Below are 22816 nucleotides of genomic sequence, written 5' to 3'. Positions count from 1 at the left end.
GGACGACGTGCCTTTGTGCTTCCCGCCACTGATCCGGATGCTTAGAAATGAATGCTGAAGACTCCTTGAAACTTGCTCGCCGGTTTATCGGGTTGCCCCTGGAAAAGCGCCAGATGTTCCTTGCGGCCTTGCAAAAGGAAGGCGTTGATTTCGCCCGGTTCCCCATTCCTGCCGGCGTCGAAGCCGACGATCGCCAGGTGTTGTCGTACGCCCAGCAACGCATGTGGTTTCTCTGGCAGTTGGACCCACAAAGCGGCGCGTACAACTTGCCCGGGGCGGTGCGTCTGACCGGGCGTTTGAACGTCTCTGCCCTGGAGCAAGCCTTCGCCAGCCTCGTAGCGCGCCACGAAACCCTGCGCACGGTGTTCCAGCGCCAGGCCGACGACACCCTGCTGCAAGTGCCGGCCAGTGCGCCGCTGGTCATTGAACAGGTGGATTTCAGCGCGTTACCGGCAATTGAACGCGAGCAAGCAGTCGCCCGCGCGGCCGAGCAACAATCGGTGCTGCCCTTTGTTCTATCTGTCGGCCCGCTGTTGCGCGTCACCTTGCTCAAGCTCGCCGAGCAGGAACACGTCCTGCTGCTGACCCTGCACCACATCGTTTCCGACGGCTGGTCGATGAACGTGCTGATCGACGAGTTCATCCGCTGCTACGACGCCTTTGAGGCGGGCGCACAACCGCAACTCGCGCCGTTGCCGATCCAGTACAGCGACTATGCGTTGTGGCAACGCCGCTGGCTGGAGGCTGGCGAGCAGGCGCGCCAACTCGACTACTGGCAGGCGCAACTGGGCGACGAGCACCCGGTGCTGGAACTGCCCACCGATCATCCGCGCCCGGCGATGCCGAGCTATCGCGGCACCCGCTACGAGTTCGCCGTCGACGGTCAGTTGGCCGAGCAGCTGCGGGCCACGGCGCAGAAACACAACATCACCCTGTTCATGCTGTTGCTCGGCGCCTTCAACGCGCTGCTGCACCGTTACACCGGGCAGACTGACATTCGCGTCGGCGTGCCGATTGCTAACCGCAACCGCGCCGAGATCGAAGGCCTGATCGGCTTCTTCGTCAACACCCAAGTGCTGCGCACCCAACTCGACGGCCAGACCCGCGTCGACGACTTGCTGCGCGCCATCAAGGACACCGCCCTCGGTGCCCAAGCCCATCAGGACTTGCCGTTCGAGCGCCTGGTCGAGGCGCTGAAACTGGAGCGCAGCCTCAGCCACACGCCGCTGTTCCAGGTGATGTACAACCACCAGCCGCAGGTCGCGGACATGTCCACGGTCAGCACCGCGTCCGGCCTGGCGCTGGGTGTGATCGAGTGGCAAGGGCGCACCACCCAGTTCGACCTGACCCTCGACACCTATGAGAAGCGCGGCAAGTTGCACGCCGCGCTGACCTATGCCAACGACCTGTTCGACGCCGCGACCATCGCGCGCATGGCCCAGCACTGGACGCACCTGCTGCAAGGCATGGTCGGTGATTCGCGGCAGCGCATCAGTGATTTGCCATTGCTGGAGAGCGCCGAATACCAGCGCATCGTGCATGACTGGAACCGTGCTGACGAAAGCTTGCCGCAAGACCTGTGCATTCATGAGCTGATCAGCCAGCAAGTCGCCGGGAATCCAACTGCGTTGGCGGTGACTTTTGCCACGAAGCAGCTGACTTACGCCGAGCTCGACAATCAGGCCAATCGTCTGGCTAACAAGCTGATCGAACTGGGCGTGGGCCCGGAAATCCGGGTCGGCGTGGCGATGCAGCGTTCCGACAGCTTGTTGGTCGCGTTGCTGGCGGTGCTCAAGGCGGGCGGTGCTTATGTGCCATTGGACCCGGATTACCCGGCCGAACGCGTTGCCTACATGCTCGAAGACAGCCGCGCTTTGGTGCTGCTGACCGAGCAAGCGGTTGCTGCAACATTGAACGTGCCAGCGGCTACGCAAGTGTTGCTGATGGACGATAAGGCCTGGGCCGCTTACCCAAGTAGCGCGCCGGTCAGCCGCGTCACGCCGGACAACCTCGCCTACGTGATCTACACCTCCGGTTCCACCGGCAAACCCAAAGGCGTGGCCATCGCCCATCGCAACGTGCTCGCGCTGATTGACTGGTCGAAGTCGGTCTACAGTCGCGAAGACATTCAAGGGGTGCTGGCCTCGACGTCGGTCTGCTTCGACCTGTCGGTATGGGAGCTGTTTGTCACGCTGGCCAACGGTGGCTCGGTGATCATCGCCCGCAATGCCCTGCAATTGCCGAATCTGCCAGCCCGGGATCAGGTACGCCTGATCAACACCGTGCCGTCGGCGATCAATGCGTTGCAGCGCGATGGGCAGATCCCGCCGAGCGTGCGCATCATCAACCTCGCCGGCGAGCCGTTGAAGCAGAGCCTGGTGGACGCGTTGTATCAGCAGTCGAGCGTCGAGCACGTCTATGATTTGTACGGTCCGTCCGAAGACACCACTTACTCAACCTGGACCCGCCGCGAGGCCGCAGGTCGCGCGAACATCGGCCGGCCACTCACGCACACCTGCAGCTATTTGCTCGATGCTGACCTGCAACCAGTGCCGCAAGGGGTGTCCGCCGAGCTGTACCTGGCCGGCGCCGGCATCACCCGCGGTTACCTGGCGCGACCGGGCATGACCGCCGAAAAATATGTGCCGAACCCGTTCGCCAGCACCGGTGAACGCCTGTACCGCACCGGCGACCTGACCCGTTATCAGGCCGACGGCACGTTGCAATACGTCGGTCGAATCGACCATCAGGTCAAGGTCCGCGGCTTCCGTATCGAGCTGGGTGAAATCGAAGCGCGGCTGTTGCAGCAGGACACTGTGCGCGACCTGGCGGTGCTGGCGCAGGACGGCGTCAACGGCCAGCAACTGGTCGCGTACATCGTGCCGGTCGATCGGGCACTGCTGAGCGATGTCGATGCTCAAGCGACCCTGCGTGAAACTCTCAAGGCCGCTCTGCGCCAGCATTTGCCGGACTACATGGTCCCGGCATTTCAGCTGTTCCTCGAACAGCTGCCTCTGACCCCCAACGGTAAACTCGACCGCAAGGCCTTGCCAGCGATTGACGGCGCGCAGCAACAACGCGAACACGTCGCGCCGCGCACTGCGATGGAAAAATCCCTCGCGGCGATTTGGCAGGATGTGTTGGCCATCGAAAATGTAGGGCTGGAAGACAACTTCTTCGAACTGGGGGGCGACTCCATCGTTTCGATGCAAGTGGTCAGCCGTGCGCGTCAGGCCGGGATCGTGTTGAGCCCCAAAGACGTGTTCCAGCACCAGACTGTCCGCAGCCTGGCCCAGGTCGCCCGCAACGGCGAGCAACCGTTGATCGATCAAGGCCCGGCGGTTGGCGCGGTGGCGTTGGCGCCGGTGCAACAGGGCTTCTTCGAGCAAGCGATCCCAGAGCGTCAGCACTGGAACCAGTCGCTGCTGCTGGTGCCGCGCGAGGCGTTGAACGTTGAGGCGCTAAATCGTGCATTTGAGCAACTGCTGACCCACCACGACAGTTTGCGCCTGCGTTATGAACAGACCGCCGAAGGTTGGCTGCAAGCCTACGCCGCCCGGACTACGGAGTCGGTGTTGTGGCAACGTCAGGCGCAATCGGTCGAAGAACTCAACGCCCTGTGCGACGAAGCCCAACGCAGTCTCGACTTGCACAAGGGCCCATTGATGCGGGCGCTGCTGGTGGCGATGGCCGACGGCTCTCAACGTTTGTTGCTGGTCATTCATCACCTGGCGGTGGACGGTGTTTCGTGGCGCGTGCTGCTGGACGATCTTCAACAGTTCTACAGCGGCGGTAAGGTAATTCTGGTGAAAACCAGCACCTATCAGCGCTGGGTCGCTCGCGTGCAGGATCATCTGCCAGTCTTTGAAAACAGCCTCGGACACTGGCAGACCCAACTGAAGAACGCGCCGAGCGATCTGCCGTGCGACCGCCCAACCGGCGCGCTGGAAAACCGCTTCGAACAAAAACTCGAACTCAAACTCGGCACCGATCAAACCCGCAAACTGCTGCAACAGGCCCCGGCGGCCTATCGCACCCAGGTCAACGACCTGCTGCTGACCGCGCTGGCGCGGGCGGTTTGCCGCTGGACCGGGCAGGGCAGCACGTTGATTCAGCTTGAAGGCCATGGCCGCGAAGACCTGTTCGACGACATCGACCTGACCCGCACCGTCGGTTGGTTCACCAGCCTGTTCCCGGTCAATCTGATGCCGTGCGCCGATCTCGGCGCGTCGATCAAATCGATTAAAGAGCAACTGCGCGCCGTGCCGGACAAAGGCCTCGGCTATGGCGCGCTGCGCTACCTCGGCACCCCGGCGATTCGCGCCGAACTGGCGGCGTTGCCGCAACCGCGCATCACCTTCAACTATCTGGGGCAGTTCGACCGTCAGTTCGACGATGCCGCAATGTTTGTCCCGTCCACCGAAGGCAACGGCATCGCACAAGCTCCATCGGCACCGCTGGGCAACTGGCTGACGGTTGAAGGCCAGGTCTATGGCGGCGAGTTGTCGCTGAGTTGGGGCTTCAGCCGCGAGATGTTCGACACCGCGACCCTCCAGCGTCTGGTGGACGATTACGCGCTGGAACTCAACGCGTTGATCGATCATTGCTGCGCCGTTGAAGTGTCGCAAGCCACACCGTCGGACTTTCCTTTGGCGCGCATCAGTCAGGTGCAACTCGATGCCCTGCCGGTAGCTGTTTCGACCCTCGAAGACCTTTATCCACTGTCGCCGATGCAGCAGGGCATGCTGTTCCACACCCTCTATGAACCCGAAATCGGCGCCTACATCAGTCAGTTGCGTCTGGACATCCAGGGCCTTGATCCAGTGCGATTCGCTCAGGCCTGGCAAACCGCGCTGGAGCGTCATGACATTCTGCGCAGCAGCTTCCACTGGCAAGGCCTCGATACCGCGCACCAGGCGATTGTCCGCCATGTCGCGTTGCCGCTTGAAGTCCTTGAGGCGACCGACACCGATGCGCTGGCCGACGCCGAACGCGCCCAGGGTTTCGAACTGGGCAGCGCGCCGCTGTTTCGCTTGAAGCTGGTCCGCACGGACGCCAATGCCTGGCACCTGATCTACACCAGCCACCATATTTTGATGGACGGCTGGAGCAACGCACAGTTGCTGGCCGAAGTGATCCAGCATTACGCCGCCGGGCCATCGCTGTCGGCACCGACCGGGCAATACCGCGATTATCTGGGCTGGTTGCAGCAGCAATCGGCCGCCGTGGGCGAGCAGTTCTGGAAAGCGGCATTGGCACCGCTCGAAGCGCCGACGTTGTTGGCCGAAGCCTTGCGGCCGCCGGTGGGTGCCGAAGGTCGCGAGGAATACCGCGTCGCCCTCGACAGCCGTGCGACCCAGCGTCTGGCTGAGTTTGCCCGTCAGCAAAAAGTCACCCTCAACACCGTGCTGCAAGCAGCGTGGAGCCTGTTGTTGCAGCGCTACACCGGACAGGATTGCGTGGTGTTCGGCGCCACCGTGGCCGGGCGTTCGGCGCCGCTGCCGGGGATCGAAGAGCAGCTCGGGCTGTTCATCAACACGCTGGCGCGGGTGTGCGCGATGAAACCGGATCAAACCGTCAGCCAATGGCTGGGCGAGCTGCAAGGGCTGAACCTGGCCATGCGCGAGTTCGAGCATGTGCCGCTTTACGACATTCAGGGCTGGGCGGGGCAGCAGGGTTCGGCGCTGTTCGACAGCTTGCTGGTGTTTGAAAACTTCCCGGTGGCCGAAGCGCTGAAACAGGGCGCGCCGGCCGGGCTGTCGTTCGGCAACCTGCACAACCACGAACGCACGCACTATCCGCTGACCTTGGGCGTCGAACTGGGCGAAGGCCTGCGCCTGGACTTCAGCTACGACGCGGCGCGGTTCAGTGCGGCGCAGGTCGCTGAGTTATCGGCGAATGTGCAGCACCTGCTGACGCAATTGGTGGCGCTGCCGGACGCGGCATTGGGCACGCTGGAACTGCTCGATGTCGCAGGCAAAGCCGCTGCGCTCGCAGTCAGCCAACCGGCCGGGGTTCAATTATCCACAACGCTTTTGGTACACGAACAAATCGCCGTTCAGGCTGCCGCCACGCCAGACGCGCTGGCGTTGCAGGTCGACGGTCACTCCTTGAGCTACGCCCAGTTGAACAGTCAAGCCAACCGACTGGCCCATCGCCTGATCGACAATGGCGCGGGCCCAGGCAAGCGTGTCGGTCTGGCGCTGCGTCGTGGTCCGCAACTGATCGTCAGCCTGCTGGCGGTGCTCAAAAGCGGCGCGGCCTATGTGCCGCTGGACCCGAAATACCCGGCTGAACGCCTGGCGTACTTGATCGACGACAGCCGTCTCGACGTGCTGCTGTGCGAATCCGGCCTGCTGGACGATGTGCCGGGTGTGCGACGTCTCTGCCTTGAAGAGAGCTTCGACTACCCCGACAGCAATCCGCAAAACCCTGCGCTCGCCGACGACCTGGCCTACATCGTCTACACCTCCGGTTCCACCGGCCAACCCAAAGGCGTGGCCATCGCCCATGCCGCGCTGCGCGAGTTCTGCCAGACCGCCGCCGATTATTCGCGGCTGTCGGCGTCGGATCGCGTATTGCAATTCGCGACGTTCAGTTTCGATGGATTCGTCGAGCAGTGTTTCCCGTCGTTATGCGTCGGCGCGGCGTTGATCATGCGCGGCGAGGATGTGTGGGATGCCGGCCGCCTCGCCACCGAAATCGTCCAGCAGGGCGTGACCGTGGCGGACTTGCCGGCGGCTTATTGGTATTTGCTGGCCCGGGAATGTGTGAGCGGTGTGGTGCGCAATCTCGGTGATTTGCGCCAGGTTCACGTCGGCGGCGAAGCGATGTCGGTTGAAGGTCTGCGCTTGTGGCACCAAGCAGGTTTGAGTCATGTGCGTTTGCTCAATACCTACGGCCCGACCGAGGCGACCGTGGTGTCCAGTGTTCATGAATGCCATCTCGAAGATGCCAGCGACGCGTTCGGCGTCCCGATTGGTCGAGCTATCGCGGGGCGGGCGCTGTACGTGCTGGACGCTGCCGGTCAACTGCTGCCAAACGGTGGCGTTGGCGAGTTGTGCATCGGCGCGCCGGCCAGCCTGGCGCAAAGCTACTTCGACCGCCCGACGCTGACCGCTGAACGTTTCCTGCCAGACCCGTTCGCCCGTGAGCCGGGCGCGCGGCTGTATCGCAGCGGCGACCTGGCGCGCTACAACGCTGACGGAAATCTGGAATACGTCGGGCGCATCGACCATCAAGTGAAGATTCGCGGTTTTCGCATTGAAATGGGCGAGGTAGAAGCCTGCCTGCAATCTCGGGACGAGGTGCGCGAAGCAGCGGTCATCGCTCAGGACGGTACGCAACTGGTGGGGTATGTCGTGGCCAACGGCGCGGTGGTTTCAGAGACGGAATATCTGCAAGGCCTCACCGCCGTCTTGCGTCAGTCGCTGCCGGAATACATGGTGCCGAATCACCTGGTCCTGCTGGCCAAACTGCCGCTCAACCACAACGGCAAACTCGATCGCAGAGCCTTGCCGCGCGCTGAAGCTGGCGATGCACAACGAGCCTTCGTGGCTCCCACCGAAGGGCTGGAAACGCAACTCGCGCTGATCTGGCAGCAAGTGTTGCAGGTCGAACGCGTGGGCCGTGACGACAACTTTTTCGAGCTGGGCGGGCACTCGTTGCTGGTGCTTCAGGTGATCTCTCGGGTGCGTCAGCAGTTGCAGCTCGAACTGTCGGTGAGCAGCCTGTTCGGCGCCGCCAATCTGGTGGAGTTTGCCGAGCGTGCCGCACTGGCGAGCGGCGGCGGCCAACTGGTTCTGCAACGTGTAGCGGCCGATCAGCCACACATTCTGTCGTACGCCCAACAGCGCCAATGGATTCTCTGGCAGCTGGACCCGCAAAGTTCGGCCTACAACATTCCCGCCGCGCTGCGCCTCAAGGGCTCACTGAACCGCGAAGCCCTGCGCGACGCCTTCACTCAGTTGCAGGCGCGTCACCAGACCCTGCGCACAACCTTTGAGCAGGACGGTCAGCCGGCGCGTCCGGTGCTGCATGACAATTTGGCGCTGCAACTGGATGAACGCACGCTCGATCAGTCGTCGATCGACAATGCGGTAGCCGAGGAAATCGCCCGTCCTTTTGACTTGCGCACTGGTCCGCTGTGGCGCGTGTTGCTGCTGCAAGTGAACACCGACGAACACCTGCTGGTGCTCACCGTGCACCACATCGCTGCCGATGGCTGGTCGATGCAGGTCATGGTCGATGAATTCAGCGCGCTGTATCAGGCGGCCGACGAAGGCAAGGCTGCGAACCTGCCGAGTCTGCCGGTGAACTACAGCGACTACGCCCGTTGGCAGCGTGACTGGCTGGAGGCCGGGGAGGGCGCACGCCAACTGGCGTGGTGGCGCGAGCAACTGGATGGCAACCAGGCACCGCTTGAATTGCCGAGCGAACTGACCCGTCCGGCCCGTCGCACCGAACGCGGCGCCAATCTGGTGTTGAACGTTGACCGCCAATTGCTCGCCGGTTTGCGTCAACGTGCCCAGGAACAACAGGTGACCTTGTTCATGCTGTTGCTGGCAAGTTTCCAGACCTTGCTGCATCGCCAGAGCGGGCAGTCGAGCATCAGCGTCGGCGTGCCGAGTGCCGGACGTTCGCGCCTGGAAACCGAAGGCCTGATCGGCTTCTTTATCAACACTCAAGTGCTGCGTGCCGAGATCGATGGGCAGCAGTCCTTCAGCACTTTGCTGCAACAGGTTAAACAGGTTGCATTGGGCGCGCAGTCGAACCAGGACCTGCCGTTCGAGCAACTAGTCGACGCCTGGCAGCCGGACCGCAGCCTCAATCACAGTCCATTGTTCCAGGTGCTCTACAACCATCAGCAGCAATGGGGTGCGAGCGTTGAGCGTAGCGTCGGCGACTTGCAGGTCGAGCGTCTGCACTGGCAGCAACACACCACGCAATTCGATCTGGTGCTCGACACTCAGGAGCAGGGTGAAACACTGGATGCCAGCCTGACCTACGCGACTGACCTGTACGACGAGGCGTCGATGAAGCGTCTCGCCGGGCAGTGGCTGAACCTGCTGCGAGCGGTAGTCGAAGATCCGCAGCAGCGCGTCGCCGAACTGCCGTTGCTGCAAGCACCGCAACGCGATGCGTTGATCCAGCACTGGAACCCGACATTCCAGGCGCAACCGCCGTCGCCCACCTTGCACCACTTGTTCGAAGCTCAAGCTGCCCAGCGTCCAGACGCCGTCGCGCTGGTCTATGAAGGCGAGCATCTGACCTACGCCGCGCTCAACGCTCAGGCCAATCGACTGGCGCGCAAATTGCGCGAGCAAGGCGTCGGCCCCGAGGTGCGCGTCGGCATCGCCACCGAGCGCGCGATGCCGCTGGTGATCGGCTTGCTGGCGATTCTCAAGGCCGGTGGCGCCTATGTGCCGCTCGACCCGCAATACCCGACCGAGCGCCTGAGCTACATGATCGAAGACAGCGGCATCAGGCTGCTGCTGACCCAGCAACACTTGATCGACGGCTTGCCGGCCCGCGACGGCGTGCCGGTGTTGAGCCTGGAGTCGTTGCAGCTTGCAGCTTTCAGCGCCGACAACCTGCCAGCGCTGGCAACCCCGGACAACCTCGCCTACGTGATCTACACCTCCGGCTCTACCGGCCGCCCGAAAGGGGCGTTGCTCAGCCATGGCAACGTCGGGCGTTTGCTCACGGCCACCGCTGACGAGTTCAACTTCGGCCCGGACGATGTCTGGACGCTGTTCCATTCCTACGCCTTCGATTTCTCGGTGTGGGAGCTGTTTGGCTCGCTGTGCACCGGCGGGCGTCTGGTGATCGTGCCGTATTACATCAGCCGCGAGCCGCAAGCGTTCCATCGCTTGCTCTGCGATGAAGGCGTGACGGTGTTGAACCAGACGCCGACTGCGTTCCGTCAACTGTTACCGATTGCCTGCGCCAGCGAGCGAAACCTGGTGCTACGGCAGGTGGTTTTCGGCGGCGAAGCGTTGGACGTCGCCAGCCTGCGCCCATGGTTTGAGCGTTTCGGTGACCAACAGCCAACCCTGGTCAACATGTACGGCATCACTGAAACCACGGTGCACGTGACCTACCGTGCGATCCGCCGGGCCGACCTCGACGGCAAGGCTCAAAGCCCGATTGGCCTGCCGATCCGCGACCTGCATTGGTACCTGCTCGACAGCCAGTTGCAACCGGTGCCGGTGGGTGTGGCGGGGGAGTTGTACATCGCCGGCGCTGGTCTGGCGCGCGGTTATCACGGTCGTTTCGGGCTGACTGCCGAACGTTTCGTGCCGAGCCCATTCGATGCGTCGCAGCGCCTTTATCGCAGTGGCGACCTGGCGCGCCAGCGTGCCGACGGCAGCATCGATTACCTGGGCCGGATCGACCAGCAAGTAAAAATTCGCGGTTTGCGCATCGAACTGGGCGAAATCGAAGCCGCGCTGCTGGCCCAACCGGGCGTGCGCCACGCGGTGTTGAGTGTGCATGTCGGCGATGGCGGGCCGCAGCTGTGCGCCTACGTAGTCGCCGAGCAAACCCCGCACGACCCGATCGCCTGGCGCGACAACCTGCGCGCCGCGCTCAAGGTGGATCTGCCGGATTACATGGTGCCGAGCCACTGGCTGCTGCTGGATGCCTTGCCGTTGACCGGCAACGGCAAACTCGACCGCAAGGCCTTGCCGGTGCCCGATGCGCAGGAATGGCAACGACCGTTCGAAGCCCCAGAAGGCGAGCTTGAGCAGCAACTGGCAGCCATCTGGGCCAGCGTGCTGGGCGTGGCGCAGATCGGCCGACGCGACAACTTCTTTGAATTGGGCGGGCACTCGCTGCTCGCCGCCCAGGCCAGTGCCCGTGTGGAACTGGAACTGGGCATCGGGCTGCCGCTGCGCGCGCTGTTCGAATCCACCGACCTTCAGGCTTATGCCGCCATGGCCGGGCAACACGCCCCGGCTGACAACGATGCACGCCTTGATGCGCTTGAGTCGCTTCTCGACGAGATGGAGATCAACTGATGGAACACACCACTGCCCAGCGTATCGCCGCTCGCTTCGCCGGCCTGCCGGCTGACAAGCGCCGCGAGTTTGTGCAACGCATGCAAGAGCAGGGCGTGAGCTTCGGCCAACTGCCGATTCCGCCCGCCGCCGAGCCGCCTGCGACGTTCGAACTGTCGTATGCGCAGCAGCGCCAATGGTTCCTCTGGCAGCTTGATCCGCAAAGTTGCGCTTACAACATTCCCGCCGTGCTGCGTCTGCACGGGCCGCTGAATATCGCAGTGTTGCAGCAGAGTTTTGACGTGCTGCTGGAGCGGCATCAGAGCCTGCGCAGCCGTTTCGTCGAAGACGACGGTCAGGTAGTGCAGGCACTGGCCGTGTTCACTTCGCTGCCGATCGAACAGATCGATCTGCGCGAGGCACCTCAGGAGCAGCGTCTGGATCTGGCCATGAACGCGGTCGAGCAGGACATCGCCCGGCCGTTCGATCTGCAGCACGGTCCGCTGCTGCGGGTCAGCCTGTTGCAACTCGATACCGAAGACCATGTGCTGTTGCTGACCCTGCACCATATCGTCACCGATGGTTGGTCGATGGCGGTATTGGTGGAGGAGTTTTCCCGGCTCTACGCCGGCCATTGCCAAGGGCAAAGCGCCTCGCTGGAAGCCTTGCCGATTCAATATTCCGACTACGCGATGTGGCAACGCCGCTGGATGGAAGCGGGCGAGCTGGAGCGTCAACTGAACTGGTGGCGCGAGACCCTGGGCAGCGAACAACCGCTGCTGGAATTGCCCACTGATCGTCCACGTCCGGCACAACCGAGCCAGCGCGGTGCGCGTCTGGATTTCGCCCTTGATGCGACCTTGGCCAGCAGTCTGATGAGCCTGGCCAAACAGTGTGGCGTCACACCGTTCATGCTGTTGCTGGCGAGCTTCCAGGCCTTGCTCTATCGCTACAGCGGCCAGTCCGACCTGCGCGTTGGCGTGCCGATTGCCAACCGTAATCGTGCGCAAACCCGTGGCCTGATCGGCTTCTTCGTCAATACCCAGGTGATGCGTGCTGAACTGGATGGACGTCTGCCGTTCAGCCAATTGCTCGACCAGACCCGCGCTGCTTCGCTGGATGCCCAGGATTATCAAGACTTGCCGTTCGAACGCTTGGTGCAGGCGCTGCAAGGCGAACGCAGCCTGAGCCACAGTCCGTTGTTCCAAGTGATGTTCAACCACCAGCAGGCCAAACCGGCGGCGGTCAGCGGTTTGCTCGCGGGCCTGCGCGTCGAAGCGCTGAGCGCCACGGCGCACACCACGCAATTCGATTTGCAACTGGACACGCAGGAGGAGGGCGACAAGCTGTTCGCCAGCCTGACGTACGCCACCGATTTGTTCGACGCCGAGCGCATCGAGCATTTAGCGCGTCACTGGCGCAATCTGTTGGCCGGCGTGCTGGCGAACCCGCAATGCCCGCTCGCCGAGTTGCCATTGCTGGGGGCCGACGAACGTCTGCGCATCCTCGATGACCTCAACGACACCGCTCAGGCTTATCCGGGTGAGGTCTGCGTGCAGCGGCATTTCGAAGCCTGCGTGGCTGAAAACGGGGAGGCGACGGCGCTGGTATTTCAGGGTCAGAGCCTGAGTTACGCCGAGCTGAATTTGCGAGCCAACCGTCTGGCCCATCACTTGCGCGCCCAGGGCGTTGGCCCGGAAGTGCTGGTGGGGATTGCCTGCGACCGCTCGTTTGAAATGGTTGTCGGCCTGTTGGCGATTCTCAAGGCCGGTGGCGCCTATGTGCCGCTGGACCCGGAGTACCCGATCGATCGCCTGAGCTACATGATCGAAGACAGCGGCATTTCGTTATTGCTGACTCAGGAGCATCTGCTGGCGCAACTCCCGACCCCGGACAACGTGCGCACTTTGTGCCTGCATGCCGAGGCTGGCTGGCTGAGCGATCTGCCGGGCACCGACTTGGCTAACCTCGCTGTCGCAGAAAACCTCGCCTACGTGATTTACACCTCCGGTTCTACCGGCAAACCCAAGGGTGCGGGCAACCGTCATGTGGCGCTGCATAACCGTCTGGAGTGGATGCAGGAAGCTTACAACTTGCTGCCGAGCGACCGCGTGCTGCAAAAAACGCCGTTCAGTTTCGACGTGTCGGTGTGGGAGTTTTTCTGGCCGCTGATGAAGGGCGCCACGTTGGTCATCGCCGCCCCCGGCGAGCATCGCGATCCACAACGCCTCGCTGCGCTGATCGTCGAGCAGGCGATCACCACGCTGCACTTTGTGCCGTCGATGCTCTCGGCGTTTATCGGTGCCGACGAGGCGCTGGCATGCACGTCGTTGCAACGGGTCATTTGCAGTGGCGAAGCGCTGCCGATGGAACTGCAACGCCAAACTCTGCGCAGCCTGCCGCAAGCCAATCTCTACAACCTGTATGGCCCGACCGAAGCGGCCATCGACGTGACCCACTGGAGCTGCGTGGAAGAGGGCCGCGACAGCGTGCCGATCGGTCGGCCGATCGCCAACCTGCGCACCTGCATCCTCGACAGCGAACTGCAACCGTTGCCACTGGGCGCGGTGGGCGAGTTGTACCTGGGCGGTGTCGGTCTGGCGCGCGGTTATCACCGCCGTGGCGCGCTGACTGCGGAACGTTTCGTGGTCGACCCGTTCGGCAGCGGCGAGCGCCTGTACCGCACCGGTGACCTGGCGCGCTATCGCGCTGACGGTGCCATCGACTACTGCGGCCGTATCGACCACCAAGTGAAGATTCGCGGTTTGCGCATCGAACTGGGCGAAATCGAAGCGCGTCTGCAAGAACATGCGGACGTGCAAGAAGCCGTGGTGCTGGCCCTCGATGGTCCGAGCGGCAAGCAATTGGTCGCGTACCTCGTGCCACAGAATCGCGCACTGCTGGACGCCGATGCCGAGCAACAAGGCGCGTGGCGCGAAACCCTGAAAAGCCATTTGCTGGCGAGCCTGCCGGATTACATGGTGCCGGCGCAGACCGTGCTGATCGAACACATGCCGCTGAGTCCGAACGGCAAACTCGACCGCAAACGCCTGCCCGCGCCGACCGCACAGGTCAGTCAACGCGCCTTCGAAGCGCCACGCAGCGAACACGAACAGGTGCTGGCGCAGATCTGGCAGGACGTGTTGGGCGTGGAGCAGGTCGGGCGGCAGGACAACTTCTTTGAGCTGGGTGGCGACTCGATCATTTCGATTCAAGTGGTCAGCCGTGCCCGTCGTGCAGGCCTGAGCCTGCAACCCCGAGACCTGTTCCAGCAGCAAACCTTGCAAGCCCTGGCCGCCGTGGTCAAAGAACAGCCCGCACCGGTGGCGCAACAAGGGCCGGTGGACGGTGTGCAAACGCTCACGCCGATCCAGCGCTGGTTCTTCGACGAGCCGATTGCGCAACGCGCGCACTGGAACCAGGCCGTGCTGCTGACGCCGCGCGAAACCCTCGAATTGCCGCGCCTGCACGTCGCGCTGCAACGTCTGCTCAAGCAGCACGATGCCCTGCGTTTGCGCTTCAGTCAGGTCGATGGCCAATGGTCGGCGCGTTATGTCGGGGCCGACAGCTGCGATGTCATCGACATGCTCTGGACCGCTCGCGTGGCCAGCGATGCCTCGCTGGAATCGGTGTGCGACGACGCCCAGCGCAGCCTCAGTCTGCAAGACGGTCCGCTGCTGCGCGTAGCGTTGATCGCCCAGGCCGATGGCTCGCAGCGGTTGCTGTTAGTGATCCATCACCTGGCGGTGGACGGTGTGTCCTGGCGGGTGTTGATGGAAGATTTGCAGGCGGCTTACCAAGGGCAAGACCTGCCACCGAAGACCAGCGCTTTCCAGGCTTGGGCCGACAAGCTTGACGCCTATGCCCGTTCCGAAACCGCTGTCGGCGAACTGAACTGGTGGCAGGCGCAACTGAGCGTCGCCAATGATTCGCTGCCAGCGGCCAACGCTCAAGCCAGTCAGGCCGGGCATCTGCGCCAGGGCGTCAGCATCGGCCTGAACCGCGAGCAGACCCGCCAGTTGCTGCAACAGGCGCCAGCGATCTACCGCACGCAAGTCAACGACCTGCTGCTGACCGCACTGGCTCGTACCCTCAGCCGCTGGACCGGCCACGAATCGGCGCTGATTCAGCTCGAAGGCCATGGCCGCGAAGAGCTGTTCGACGACATTGACCTGACCCGCACCGTCGGCTGGTTCTCCAGCCTGTTCCCGGTGCGCCTGACGCCGACCGCCGACCTCTCGGGTTCGATCAAGGCGATCAAGCAGCAACTGCGCGAAATCCCCGGCAAAGGCCTGGGCTACGGCCTGTTGCGCTACATGGGCGATGCCGCGACCCAAGCGGCGCTGGCTGCGTTGCCGCAAGCGCGGGTCACCTTCAACTACCTCGGCCAGTTCGACCAGAGCTTTGCCGAAGACGCACTGTTCACCCCGGCTGGCGAATCCAGCGGCGCCGCGCAATCGGCTGACGCACCGTTGCCGAACTGGCTGTCGGTGGACGGCCAGGTGTATGGCGGCGAACTGAAACTCGACTGGACCTTCAGCCGCGAATGCTTCGAGCTGCGCGAAATCGAAGCGCTGGCGGCAGATTTTCGCAGTGAGTTGCTGGCGCTGATCGTCCATTGCCTGAGCGATGGCGCGGGCGGCGTGACCCCGGCGGACTTCCCGTTGGCGCGCCTGACTCAGGCGCAACTCGACGGTTTGCCGGTGTCTGCGGGGCAGATCGAGGACCTTTATCCGCTGTCGCCGATGCAGGCCGGTTTGTTGTTCCACAGCGTGTACGAGTCAGAGTCCGGCGCCTACGTGAACCAGCTCAGTGTCGAAGCCCGTGGGCTCGATACCGAACGGCTCGGCCGCGCGTGGCAAGCGGTGCTCGACACCCATCCGATCCTGCGCAGCAGCTTCCACTTCCCCGACGGCTTCGCAGCGCCAGTGCAGTTGGTGCATCGCCACCTGCAATTGCCGATGACCTGCCTCGACTGGCGCGGCCGCAGCGATCAGGCCGAAGCGTTGGTTCAACTGATCGACAGCGAACGCTTGCAGCTCGACTCGACCCGGGCGCCGTTGATGCGTTTGACCCTGGTACGACTCGACGATGAGCGTCAGCAACTGATCTACACCCACCATCACTTGTTGCTCGATGGCTGGAGTAACTCGCTGTTGTTGAGCGAAGTCTTGCAGCGTTATGCCGGGCAAGACGTGCAGGCGCCGATGGGGCGTTTTGCCGATTACATTGGCTGGTTGCAGCGTCAGGATGCGCAAGCCGACGAGCTGTTTTGGCGCGAGCAACTGGCGACCCTCGACAACCCGACCCTGTTGGCGCAGAGCCTGGCCCATGGCGACAGTAAAAATCTGTCGACGACGGAATTTGCCGACCATCGTCAGACCTTCGATGTCGCCACCAGCAAACACTTCAGCGAATTTGCCCGTCAGCAGAAAGTAACGCTCAACACCTTGGTCCAAGGTGCCTGGGCACTCTTGTTGCAACGCTACAGCGGTCAACGCAGCGTGGCGTTCGGCGCGACTGTGGCGGGGCGTCCGGTGGACTTGCCGGGTGCTGAAAGCCAACTCGGCCTGTTCATCAACACCTTGCCGGTGATCAGCAGCCCGGACGCGGTTGAAAGCGTCGGCCAGTGGCTGAGCCGTTTGCAGGCGCAGAACCTGGAATTGCGTGAGCATGAATTCACCGCCTTGGGTGACATTCAGCGCTGGGCCGGGCGTGCCGGTGAGCCGCTGTTCGACAGCCTGCTGGTGTTCGAAAACTTCCCGGTGGCCGAAGCCTTGCAACACGGCGCGCCAGCCGGTTTGAGCTTCCAGGTCCCGCAGAACCATGAACGCACCAACTTCCCGCTGACGCTGGCGGCCACTGCCGAAAGCCAGCTCAGCCTGAACTGGAGCTACCAGTGCGCGCATTTCAGCAGCGCCGCGATTGCCCGCATGAGCGAGCATTTGGCTGCGCTGCTGACGGCGATGGTCGCCGCACCACACGCCGCATTGAGTGAACTGGACCTGCTGACCGCGCCGGAGCGCGCGCAACTGTTGGTGGAGTGGAACCCTGCGTTCACCGCGACAGAACACCCGCTCTGCGTGCATCAGTTGATCGAGGCCCAGGCCGTTGCCCGCCCGGACGCCACGGCTCTGATCTTCAACGATCTGGAGTTGAGCTTCGACCAACTCAACCGCCGCGCCAACCAATTAGCCCACCGACTGCGCGCACTGGGCATCGGCCCGGAAGTGCGGGTCGGCCTGGCCATGCAGCGAACGCCTGCGATGATCATTGGCCTGCTGGCGATCCTCAAGGCCGGCGGCGCATACGTGCCGTTGGACCCGGCGTACCCGGCCGAACGCCTGCGTTACCTGATGGAAGACAGCGCGATTACGCTGCTGATCAGCCAATCGTGGCTGCGGGAGAAACTGCCGTTGCCGCAAGGCCTGCCGGTGCTGGAAATCGACCGCGAGCCGCTGGACTCGATGGCTGAAACCAACCCGGTCAACCTGACCTGCGGCGAAAACCTCGCGTACCTGATTTACACCTCGGGCTCCACCGGGCGACCAAAAGGCGTCAGCGTGGCCCACGGTCCGCTGGCCATGCATTGCCTGGCGATCGGCGAGTTGTACGGCATGACCCCGGACGACCGCGAACTGCAATTTGCCTCGATCAGCTTCGACGGCGCCCACGAACGCTGGCTGACGCCGCTGGTGTTTGGTTCGGCGGTGATGCCACGTGACGACGAGTTGTGGAGCGTGGAGCGCACCTGTGCCGAGATTGAAAAGCACGGCATCACCATCGCCTGCTTCACCCCGAGCTATCTGTTGCAGATCGCCGATTTCATGGGCGAAGCGGGGCGTGATCTGCCGATCCGTTCCTACACCCCGTGCGGCGAAGGCATGGCCAAACATGCGTTCGACGAGGTCCAGCAGGTGCTGCAACCCCAGCGCCTGATCAACGGCTATGGCCCGACCGAAACGGTGATCACGCCGCTGATCTGGCTGGCGTATCCGGATACCGAATTCGACTCGGCATTCATGCCGATTGGCCGGCCGGTGGGCAACCGCAGCGCCTACATTCTGGACGGCGGGTTGCAGCCGTTGCCGGTCGGCGTGGCGGGCGAGTTGTACTTGGGTGGCGAGGGTGTCGCGCGGGGTTATCATCAACGTCCGGACCTGACCGCTGAACGCTTCGTGCCGGATCCGTTCGTACCGGGTGGCCGCTTGTATCGCAGTGGCGACCTCGCGCGGTTCCGTGCCGACGGCGTCGTTGAGTACCTCGGGCGTATCGACCAGCAAGTGAAGATTCGCGGGTTCCGTATCGAACTCGGTGAAATCGAAGCCTGCCTGCTGGAACACGAAGGCGTGCGTGAAGCGTTGGTGATCGATCGCGAAGGCCCGGTCAGTCGCCAGTTGGTTGGCTACGTGGTGCCCCACGATCGGCTCGCCGACGAGCACGATTTGCGTGAAGCGCTGACGGCTCACCTGCGCAGCCGTCTGCCGGCGCACATGCTGCCGGCGCACTTGATGTGCCTGGCCGCGTTGCCGCTGACGCCGAACGGCAAGCTTGATCGCCAAGGCCTTCCAGCCCCTGAAACCACCCGGCAGAACCCCGATCAAGTCGCCGCCGCGTCGCCGGCCGAAGCACTGCTGGTGCAGATCTGGCAGCAACTGCTGGGGCTGGAGTCGGTGGGTGTCACCGAGAATTTCTTCGAGCTGGGCGGTGATTCGATCATCTCCCTGCAAGCGGTGAGTCGCGCCGGGCAACGCGGGCTGGTGTTCAGTCCGAAGCAACTGTTCGAACAGCAAACCATTCGTGCACTCGCTGTGGTAGCGACCAGCCGTGAAGCCGCGTTGATTGAAGCGCCGAAAGTCGAGGCTTTTTCGCTGGTTCCGCACATCGACATGGCCGCTCGCGAAGGGCTGCAAGACGTGTATCCGCTGTCACCGATGCAGCAAGGCATGTTGTTCCATTGCCTTGATTCGCCGGAGCTGAACCCCTACGTCAACCAGTTGAGCGTAGCGGTCGACGGATTGCAGGTGCCGCGTTTTCGCGCAGCCTGGCAAACCCTGGTGGAACGTCATGAAGTGCTGCGCGCGGCGTTCCGTTGGCGCGATGGTTTGGCCGACCCGCTGCAAGCGGTGTTTGCCGACGTCGCGTTGCCGATCGAAGAAATAGATTGGCGCGACCGTACCGACACCGAGCAGGCGCTGAGCGAACTGGCGACGGCGGAACAGGCCAAGGGCTTCGACCTGAGCTGCCCGCCGTTGATGCGTTTCGTCCTGGTGCGTCTGGGTGATGAGCGTTACCAGATGATCTGGATCTACCATCACCTGTTGCTGGACGGCTGGAGTGCCTCGCGCCTCTTGGGCGATATGTTGCGCCTGTACCACAACGACACGCTGGCGACCCTGACCGGTCGCTACGCCGACTACATCGCCTGGCTGCAACGTCAGGACGGTGCGCAGGCGCAAGTGTTCTGGCGTGAGCGGCTGGCATTGCTCGAAGAGCCGACCATTCTGGCCAAGGCTTCGGGGGCTGCCGGTTCCGGTCACGGCGTGATGTACAGCAACCTCGACGCCGAGGCGACGGGAAAACTGCACAGCTTCGCCAAGCGTCAGCGCGTGACCCTCAACACCCTGGTGCAAGGTGCATGGCTGTTGCTGCTGCAACGCCACAGCGGTCAGCGCAGTGTCGCGTTCGGCGCTACGGTGGCGGGCCGTCCGAGCGGGTTGGCCGGGGCGCAGGACATGCTCGGTCTGTTCATCAACACCTTGCCGGTGATCCAGACCCTCGACCCGCAACAACCGTTGGGCGAGTGGTTGCGCGCCTTGCAGGATTACAACCTGATGGTCCGAGACTACGAGCACACGCCGTTGTCGGACATTCAGCGCTGGGCCGGGCAGGGTGGCCAAGGCTTGTTCGACAGCATCATCGTGTTTGAAAACCATCCGGTGGACCGCGCCTTGAAAGGAGGTGAGGAAGGTGAGCTGCGCTTTGCCGACGTCGGCAGTGGCGGGGTGACCAACTTCCCGATGGACTTGATGGTCAGCGCCAACGAAGAAGGCCTGGAGGTTGAGTACCTGTTCCTGCGTGATCGCTTCAGTGAGGTGGACGTTGAGCGGATTCGTGCGCAGCTCGAAGGTTTGTTGCGTGCGTTGCCTGAGGATGCCACGCGTTTGCTCGGCAACATCGGCTTGCCTGAGGCGCGTTTGAGTCTGCCGCAGGTGTCCGACGACAACGCCGATTTGCTGCACGCGTTCAATCAACACGTAAAAGCGCAGCCGCAGAAAATCGCCTTGATCTGTGAAGATCGGGAAGTCAGTTATGCACAGCTTGAGGCGCGGGCCAATGGGCTCGCGCAGCAAATGATCGGTCGCGGCATCGGCCCGGAATCACTGGTGGCGATAGCGTTGCCGCGTTCCGAACGCACCCTCGTCGCGTTCCTCGCGGTGCTGAAAGCAGGGGCGGCTTATTTGCCTTTGGACCTGGCGTACCCCGCCGAGCGACTGGCCTACATGCTCAGCGATTCGGCCGCCAGCCTGTTGCTTTGCGACAGTGATCTGGACGAACGACTGACCCTGGCCGACAGCCCGCCACGTCTGTTGCTCGATCAGTTGGCCGTTGCTGGCAACACCGAGTGCCCGGTTGCCAGTCCGCTGTCGGGGCACCTGGCGTACTTGATTTACACCTCCGGTTCCACCGGCCAACCGAAGGGCGTGGCCGTGGCGCGTGGTCCGATTGCCCGGCATTGCCGCGGCATCATCGGGCTCTACGAACTGGCACCGCGCAGCCGTGAGTTGCACTTCATGTCGTTCGCTTTCGACGGTGCTCAGGAGCGCTGGCTGAGCGTGCTGTTGGCCGGCGGCAGTCTGGTGATCCGCGATGACAGTTTGTGGACCCCGGAGCAAACCCTGGAAGTGCTGCATCGTCACGCGGTCACCGTGGCCTGCTTCCCGCCGGCGTACTTGCAACAGATGGCCGAGGTGGCTGAACGTTTGGGCAATCCACCGGCGGTGGAGGTGTATTGCTTTGGCGGTGATGCGGTGCCGCAGGCCAGTTTCGAACAGGTCAAACGGGCTCTGCGTCCGCAGCGTCTGGTCAACGGATATGGTCCGACCGAAACCGTGGTCACGCCGCTGCTGTGGCGTGCCGAGGTTAGCGAAACCTGCGACGCGGCCTATGCGCCGATTGGTCTGGGTGTGGCCGGGCGTGGGTTGTACGTGCTGGATGCCGACCTCAATCCGTTACCGGTCGGTGTCAGCGGCGAGTTGTACCTGGGTGGCGAATGCCTGGCGCGTGGTTATCACCAACGTCCGGGTATGAGCGCCGAACGCTTCATCCCCGATCCGTTCGAGGCCGGTGGCCGCATGTACCGCACCGGCGATTTGGTGCGCCAGCGTGAGTGCGGGTTGATCGACTACCTCGGTCGTCTCGACCAACAAGTGAAGATCCGTGGTTTCCGCATCGAACCGGGCGAAATCGAAGCCCGTCTGCGCGACTGCGCCGGGGTGCGGGATGCCGCCGTGTTGGTGCATGACACACCGACGGGCAAGCAATTGGTCGGTTATGTGGTGGCTGCCGGCGCTGTTGGGCTTGATCGTCGCTTGAAGTCTGAACTGCAAGCGCAACTGCCGGACTACATGGTGCCGGCGCGAATCCTGGTGCTGGAGCACTTCCCGCTGTCGGCCAACGGCAAGCTCGACCGTCGCGCACTGCCCGCCCCTGAATGGGCGCTCGGCGGTTATCGCGCGCCGCGCAACGCACTGGAAACGGCGCTGACCGCGATCTGGCAAGAGGTACTCGGCGTGCCGCAAGTGGGTATCGACGATAACTTCTTCGAACTCGGCGGCGACTCGTTGCAGGTGCTCAAAGTCATTTCGCGGGTGCGCAGTCAGCCACAACTGGGCTTTGAATTGAAACTGCGCGATTTGATGCAGAAACCCTGCATCGCCGAACTCAGCGGCTATCAGGCGGCCGAACCAGCATCTGCGCCAGACCCGTTGCTGGCGCTGAATGCGCGAATCCCGAACGTGCCGGCGCTGTTCTGCCTGCACGCCGGTTTTGGCACGGTGTTCGACTACGAACCGCTGGCCCGTCGACTGGAAGGACGGCGCACGGTGTACGGCCTGCAATGCCGCATGCTGCTCGACCCGCACTGGCACGACGAGTCGCTGCTGTCCATGGCTCAAGCCTATGCGCAACGAATTCGCAGTCAGCAGGCCAAGGGCCCGTATTACTTGCTGGGTTGGTCGTTGGGCGGGGCGTTGACGCAACTGGTTGCTCACGAACTGGAAACCCAGGGTGAGACGGTCGCGTTTGCCGGGCTGGTCGACAGCTACGTGACGGGCACCGCAGCAGCGGGGGACTGGCGCGAGGACCTGGGCGACTTCCTGACGTTTGTGCTCGGTCTGCTGGCCGATGAGGCTCAGGCGTTGATTGCGCTGAAAGCGGCTGATTTGAATGAGCGCGAGGGTTCCACGGCAGTGATCGAGGCGGCCATGCACGGCTCCAATGAGCAAGCTGCGCTGGGCGCGGCGGAACTCACGCAGATCTTCGCCACCGGCTCACGCCTCAAGCAACTGGCGCTGGCGCATCGGCAACTGCCAGCGATCCAGGTCACGGCGCATCGCTGGTGGGTGGCCGAACGCGACGACGAACGTCGAGTGTTTGAGGCCCAGGTTGGCAGCCACGGCGTTGATCGCTTGTTGGCGGGCGGGCACTACGAGTTGCTGCGCGGTGAAGCGTTGCTCGACGAGCTTGAAGACCTGCTGGAACGCCGTTTGGCAATCGCTTGAAATTGGCCGGGCGTGGCACCGCGCCCGGCCTTC

The 22816-nt window shown here is 63.2% G+C and carries 2 protein-coding genes; both read left to right on the top strand.

Annotated elements, in window-relative coordinates:
• The first annotated feature begins 47 nt into the window (after window positions 1–47).
• Window positions 48–11021, top strand: coding sequence for an amino acid adenylation domain-containing protein (locus tag ACXPVS_RS14755; protein ID WP_458510587.1), 10974 nt, complete (start codon window positions 48–50; stop codon window positions 11019–11021).
• Window positions 11021–22783 carry a non-ribosomal peptide synthase/polyketide synthase gene (locus ACXPVS_RS14750; RefSeq protein WP_458510586.1) on the top strand — a complete coding sequence of 3921 codons (11763 nt, stop codon included), beginning with the start codon at window positions 11021–11023 and terminating at the stop codon, window positions 22781–22783. Before ACXPVS_RS14755 ends, ACXPVS_RS14750 begins: the two co-directional genes overlap by 1 nt.
• Window positions 22784–22816 lie beyond the last annotated feature (33 nt).

This window comes from Pseudomonas sp. Ma2-10 (genome assembly GCF_054330215.1).
The sequence above is the reverse complement of the archived record's forward strand: the minus strand, read 5'-3'. Positions and strand labels throughout refer to the sequence as shown.